Origin of the sequence: Clostridium sp., assembly GCF_036569345.1 — a bacterium.
Taxonomy (GTDB): domain Bacteria; phylum Bacillota; class Clostridia; order Clostridiales; family Clostridiaceae; genus Clostridium_AD.
Map to the genome: position 1 here is coordinate 1 of NZ_DATCQT010000071.1, position 6,051 is coordinate 6,051.

At 34.6% G+C, this 6,051-nt stretch carries 7 protein-coding genes; 4 read left to right on the forward strand and 3 right to left on the reverse strand.

Translation table 11 applies throughout. From position 1 onward, the window contains the following. Both VIM70_RS07625 and VIM70_RS07630 read right to left on the reverse strand, forming a co-directional pair. Positions 1-311 (reverse strand): sigma 54-interacting transcriptional regulator (locus tag VIM70_RS07625; RefSeq protein ID WP_331945158.1); only part of this gene is annotated, 311 nt, incomplete at its 3' end. A 62-nt stretch (positions 312-373) separates the two neighbouring features. Next, complete coding sequence (locus VIM70_RS07630) at positions 374-1,276, reverse strand: AraC family transcriptional regulator (protein WP_331945152.1); 903 nt, start codon at positions 1,274-1,276, stop codon at positions 374-376. A 118-nt stretch (positions 1,277-1,394) separates the two neighbouring features. Between VIM70_RS07630 and VIM70_RS07635 the strand changes: the two genes are divergently transcribed. The 4 genes from VIM70_RS07635 to VIM70_RS07650 all read left to right on the forward strand — a co-directional run bounded on the left by VIM70_RS07635 (position 1,395) and on the right by VIM70_RS07650 (position 4,619). Continuing rightward, the gene (locus tag VIM70_RS07635; protein ID WP_331945153.1) at positions 1,395-2,567 is read left to right on the forward strand and encodes an MFS transporter; all 1,173 of its coding nucleotides are present in this window, start codon (positions 1,395-1,397) and stop codon (positions 2,565-2,567) included. 56 nt (positions 2,568-2,623) lie between these two features. Then, positions 2,624-3,409 (forward strand): histidinol-phosphatase HisJ family protein, encoded by a 786-nt coding sequence (locus VIM70_RS07640; protein WP_331945154.1) that lies wholly within the window; start codon positions 2,624-2,626, stop codon positions 3,407-3,409. A 78-nt stretch (positions 3,410-3,487) separates the two neighbouring features. Next, positions 3,488-4,432: a PHP domain-containing protein gene (locus VIM70_RS07645; protein ID WP_331945155.1), complete on the forward strand. Its 945-nt coding sequence runs from the start codon at positions 3,488-3,490 to the stop codon at positions 4,430-4,432. Continuing rightward, complete coding sequence (locus tag VIM70_RS07650; RefSeq protein ID WP_331945156.1) at positions 4,410-4,619, forward strand: hypothetical protein; 210 nt, start codon at positions 4,410-4,412, stop codon at positions 4,617-4,619. The genes VIM70_RS07645 and VIM70_RS07650 overlap by 23 nt, the downstream gene beginning before the upstream one ends. Positions 4,620-4,659: 40 nt before the next feature. Here VIM70_RS07650 and VIM70_RS07655 read toward each other — a convergent pair. Then, on the reverse strand, positions 4,660-6,051 hold a 1,392-nt coding region (locus VIM70_RS07655), incomplete at its 5' end, for a sigma-54 interaction domain-containing protein (RefSeq protein WP_331945157.1).

Sequence of the window (6,051 nt, forward strand, 5' to 3'; positions counted from 1 at the left end):
TGTTTTTGTTTTATTTTCTCTTTTAAATTTTTATTTGTAGCTGTAATTATTCTTACATCAACACTTGTTGAAATATTGCTCCCAATCCTCATAAAATTTTTTTGTTCTATAACTCTTAAAAGTATAGCTTGAAGATCAAGCGGCATATCCCCTATTTCATCTAGAAATATGGTGCCTTTATTAGCTAACTCAAAAATCCCAATACTTCCTCCTTTTCTTGAACCTGTAAAAGCACCTTCATCATATCCAAATAATTCTGTAGATATTACCTTCGATGATATCGCAATAATTGCTATTATTATTATTATTATAGTACTATTTCAACTTTTGTAATTCTTTTCGTAAAAATCAGCTTCTTTCATTTTTTCTCAGTTTAATACAAGATTTTCCGATATGATGTGGGTGTACAGTCGATAAACCGCTTGAACATTTTGGAAAAATAGCTAGGACTGACAAACCCACACCTGTTGCAGATTTCAGTAATTGATTCGTCGGTCTCGCGTAAGAGGCGAGCAGCCACAGATATACGGTATTTGATCAAATACTGCATAGGTGACATCCCAAGTATGGACTGAAAGCATCGTAAACACTCCCGTTTACTGATGATGGATACATCAGCAATTTGCTTTAATCCTAAGCTTTCCCCATAGGATTTATGGATAAAATTCAGCATTTGTTTCACACGGACAGAGTCCATATTTTCACCTTGCTTTTGCTGTTCCAAGACAGGGAGCATGTTTTGGATAATCAGATAGCATACATGGGACAAGTTTTCCCATACCAACAGTTCATAGCCGAATTCTTCTTTTTGAAAGGCATCATAGGCTGACTGGATACAGTGCAGTGTCTGTGCCTGCCATTCAATCGTTTTATGGAACACGATACAAGAAAGCTCGTTTGTGCTGCTTAGGGGGCGCATATACCGCTGTTCGATGATACTTTCGACCTCGCCATAAATCAGAGAAGGCCGGAACACAAAGGAATTCAGTATACATCCATCATTCCCTTCAATCTGCGCAGAATGCAACACACCTGAATTGATGAATGCTCCTTCACCTTTATGCAGCGTGTAACTCATTTTACTCATACTTAGGCATACCGCTCCACTATGGACCACCAACAGTTCGATTTCATCGTGCCAATGCCAAGGAATATCCCCAGTCACTCCCTTGCTTATATCTGAAAAGTACCCTCCACAGGGGAACATGGGAGTACCCCTGGTTTCCAACTCACGCTTATCTTCTGCTATTTTAAGACCACATGGTTTAATTGACATAGATTTCTCCTTTTTGGCGTTTTTATTATATTATACGTCTTATTTGTTATTGATACAAAAAAATATTATCGGTATTATTATAGTATAAATTAAAATTTCAAAAGGGAGATTGAAATCAGTGTTTACAATTTTATTAATAATCATTTATATTTCATTTATTAGTTTAGGGTTACCGGATGCACTGCTAGGTTCGGCATGGCCAAGCATGTATGGAGATTTGCATGTGCCGATGTCTTTTGCAGGTATTATCTCCATGATTATCGCAGGCGGAACGATTATCTCCAGCCTTTTTAGTGACGGACTGATTAAGAAATTGGGGACCGGAAAAGTAACGACACTGAGCGTGTGTATGACAGCGGTGGCACTATTTGGGTTTTCCATATCTAATTCTTTTGTTATGTTATGTTTGTGGGCAATTCCTTATGGGTTGGGGGCTGGTTCCGTGGATGCTGCACTCAATAACTTTGTAGCAGTACACTATAAGGCAAAACATATGAGCTGGCTTCACTGTTTTTGGGGAATAGGAGCTACATTGGGTCCATATATCATGGGATTTTGTCTGACTGGAGGGATGCTTTGGAATGCCGGTTATCGTTTCATTTTCATAATTCAGATATGTTTGACTACAATTCTAATTTTTTCCATACCACTTTGGAAAAAGAACAGTACAGAAACAGATGAAAAACAAAAAACAGCAAAAAGTCTTAGCATAAAAGAACTAGTAAAATTACCGGGAGCAAAATCGGTTTTGGTAGCATTTTTCTCATATTGCGCATTAGAAACTACAACCGGTCTTTGGGGTAGCAGTTATATGGTAATGGAAAGAGGAATATCAGCAAACGAGGCAGCTATGTGGATCTCCCTATTCTATTTAGGAATTACTGTTGGAAGATTCCTATGCGGCTTTATTACTATGAAAATAGGTGACAAAAATATGGTCCGTCTAGGACAGGGAATAGCAGTGTTCGGCATTATTGCATTACTACTCCCATTAGGAAAGTCGACACTGTGCGCCGGATTTGTCCTAATCGGTATGGGATGTGCACCAATTTATCCAAGCCTTTTACATGCGACACCGGATAACTTTGGAAAAGATTTGTCTCAGGCAATCATGGGAATGCAGATGGCTTGTGCCTATATAGGAAGTACCTTTATGCCACCTTTATTTGGATTGATTGCAGAGCATATCAGCATAAAATTGTATCCATTCTACCTAATCATTTTTGTATTGCTTATGCTATGTATGGTAGAAAACCTAAATAAAACCAAACAGATGGATATGAGGTGCTAAGTGGTTTTGATGCTTATGAGCAAGAATAATATAAAAAGACGTTAGGAGGAAAGTAAATGTTAGCAGATTATCATATTCATACCAGTTTTAGTGATGATTCAACTTATCCGATGGACGAGGAAATCAAAAAAGCCATCTCTCTGAGATTAGATGAAATTTGTTTTACGGAACATATCGATTATGGCGTGAAGACGGAACTTAATTGTGACTGTGAATCTTATCACAAAGAATTTCTAAGATGTAAGGAAAAATTCGGAAGTCAGATAGGATTAAAATTTGGAATTGAATTTGGCATGCAGACAAATACTGTTTCGGAATTTCAAAAAACATTCGACAGTTATAATTTTGACTTTGTTATTTTGTCTTGCCATCAAGTAGATAATAAGGAATTTTGGAGACAGGATTTTCAAAATGGAAAAACCCAAAAGGAATACAATGAGAGGTATTATGAGGAAATCCTAAAAGTGATGCAAATGTATGATAATTATTGTGTATTAGGTCATTTGGATATGATTATACGATATGACAAGGGAGGAGAATATGCTTTCATGTATGTAAAAGATATCATAATGGAAATTTTAAAATATTCTATAGCACATGGAAAAGGTATCGAAGTAAATACATCCTGTTTTCGCTATGGCCTGAAAGACTTAACACCATCGAGAGAAATTCTAAAACTTTACAAGGAGCTTGGTGGGACAATTATAACGATAGGTTCAGATGCACATCAAGAGGATCATGTGGGGTTTAAAATTAGTTATGCCCAGGAGGAATTGAAGAAGTTAGGATATACTCATATTTACACATATGAAAAAATGATACCAATAATACATGAATTATAATAAGGTGATACGAAAACGACTTCTAATCATAATCATTTGTTTATAGAAAAAAATATGAAAGCAAAGAGGGATTCTAAGATGGGTTGGTTAGATTTGCACATGCATTCGAATTTTAGTAATGACGGTGAATTTTCACCAAAGGAATTAATGGAGCTTTGTTTTGAAGCTGGTGTAAGGGTAGTAGCTTTAGCAGATCATAACTCTGTGAAAGGAGTAGAGGAAGCCAATCTGCATGCAAAACAATTAGGGATTCAATTGATTCCGGCCATAGAATTGGATTGTAGTTTTAGAGGGGTGGATTTACATGTGTTAGGCTATGGTATCGATGAGACATACGATTTTTTTGAGATGGTAGAGGAAAATGTTCAGGATCAAGAACGGGCTACATCGTTGAAACGGATGGAACTTGTAAAAAAAATGGGGATTTTCTATAATTACTTTGAAGCCATAAAACTGTCGCGAACTGGTGTTGTAACAGGAGAGATGATTGCTGAAGCAGCACTTAATGATGATAGGAATAAGAACAATCTACTAATGAGGCCCTATTATCCTCATGGAGAGCGAAGTGACAATCCATATGTAAACTTTTATTGGGATATATGCTCGGTTGGGAAAGGAGCATATGTTCCAATGAAATTTATGAGCCTTATGGATGCCATTGAGCTAATTTATGCAGCGGGTGGAATTGCGATTTTAGCACATCCCGGAAACAATGTGAAGGAAGATGAAGATCTACTACATCATATTGTGCAGGCTGGAATCACGGGTATGGAAGTGTATAGCACTTATCATTCACAGGAACAGATTGAGTTTTATGCAGGACAGGCAGAGAAATACGATTTAATTAAGACTATTGGCAGTGATTTTCATGGAAAAATAAAACCTGTCATAAAATTAGGTGCTGTTAACTGTAAAAATTTAGAAGAAGAAATTTATCATGCATTTATACGAAAACTGTCAAAATTCAGAAGAAGAGATTTATCATACATTGATATGATAAATGAGGACCATTATAAGCAGTAATCTACCAGATGGCTTTGATGGAAATGATGTTTCTGGTGGAATAGAAAGTTCAGAAGAATATGGCGAAAATCAGCAATTTCAGTCGCAAGATCCTTCAAGAAATAGCCCTACATATTCTGTGGGGCCCTATGTCATTAAACCTACTAATTATACGTACAAGCTACCATCAAAGAAATCGATGGGTTAAATTTAAAAGTAGGGACCTGCACTTATTGAGGAAGCTATTCTTAAGAGAGGTCATATTCAACTAATTTTCTATATAATGTTCGTCTTGATATTCCAAGATATTTAGCTGTTTTTGTTTTATTGTACTTATTGATATCTAGTGCTTTTATCATCTTTTCTTTATCACTTAAATTTACCGTATTTTTATCATTTATAACTATTGCAGTAGAATTATTAAGTTGCACAGGAGGATACAGTTTAGATTCATCATAAAGTTGCAAGTCAGTGTTAAAATAAAGTTCTATATGTCTTAAAGTTATCATTGCATCGTCATAAATTTGAATTGTACCTTCCAAAAAGTTTTGTAATTCACGTACATTCCCAGGCCATGTATAGGTAACAAAAAAATCTTTAGCCTCAGGGGAAAGAGTAACAGGAAGCTTGTTTATTCTCTTACAAATAAGATTTATAAAGTTATTTGCTAGGAGAAGAATATCTTCTTTTCTTTCTCTTAACGGAGGTATATTTATCCTTATAATTGCAAGGCGATAGAAAAGATCTTCTCTAAATTGTTTTTGTTTTATTTTCTCTTTTAAATTTTTATTTGTAGCTGCTATTATTCTTACATCAACACTTGTTGAAATATTGCTCCCAATTCTCATAAAACTTTTTTGTTCTATAACTCTTAATAGTATAGCTTGAAGATCAAGCGGCATATCTCCTATTTCATCTAGAAATATGGTGCCTTTATTAGCTAACTCAAATTTCCCAATACTTCCTCCTTTTCTTGAACCAGTAAAAGCACCTTCATCATATCCAAATAATTCTGTAGATATTAGGTCTTTAGGAAGTGCTGCACAGTTGATGGCTATAAAGGGTTCATTTTTTCTTGGACTTTCATTGTGTATTGCTTGTGCAATAACATCTTTTCCAACTCCACTTTCTCCAAGTAATAATATATTGCTGCTACTAAATGAAGCTGCTTTTGCATGATGCAATATATCTGAGTAATTTTCACTTTTACCTATAATAGTCGAAAAAGTAAATCGTGCATTATTACCAGTATGATTTGATATTAAATTGTTTAATCGCTCAGTAGAATTGATATGTATAGATAGTCCATTAATATGAAATTTATTTTCAAAAAAATGAGTTGTACTAACACTTACATAAATTTGTTTATCATTTATAGTTAACCTTATAGGTATATCTGTTACAATTTCATTATTGTTAATTATTTTCCAGAATTTTTTATTATCTGGACAATGATCAATTACTTCTTCAAGAGACTTATAATATAAATCTTTAGGGGGAATATTTAATATGTCAAATACATTTTTATTATTAAAAAGTACATGGTTTTTTCCACTAGACTGATCTATACCTATTATTCCATAACCCTTTATAGCGCTAGTAATAGTTGTTATACTATTAAACCAAAATAATTGAAGATT

Excerpts from the sequence above, each read along its gene's own strand:
- VIM70_RS07650 (WP_331945156.1), top strand. The coding sequence starts at position 4,410 with ATGAGGACCATTATAAGCAGTAATCTACCAGATGGCTTTGATGGAAAT.
- VIM70_RS07630 (WP_331945152.1), bottom strand. The coding sequence starts at position 1,276 with ATGTCAATTAAACCATGTGGTCTTAAAATAGCAGAAGATAAGCGTGAG.
- VIM70_RS07640 (WP_331945154.1), top strand. The coding sequence starts at position 2,624 with ATGTTAGCAGATTATCATATTCATACCAGTTTTAGTGATGATTCAACT.
- VIM70_RS07645 (WP_331945155.1), top strand. The coding sequence starts at position 3,488 with ATGGGTTGGTTAGATTTGCACATGCATTCGAATTTTAGTAATGACGGT.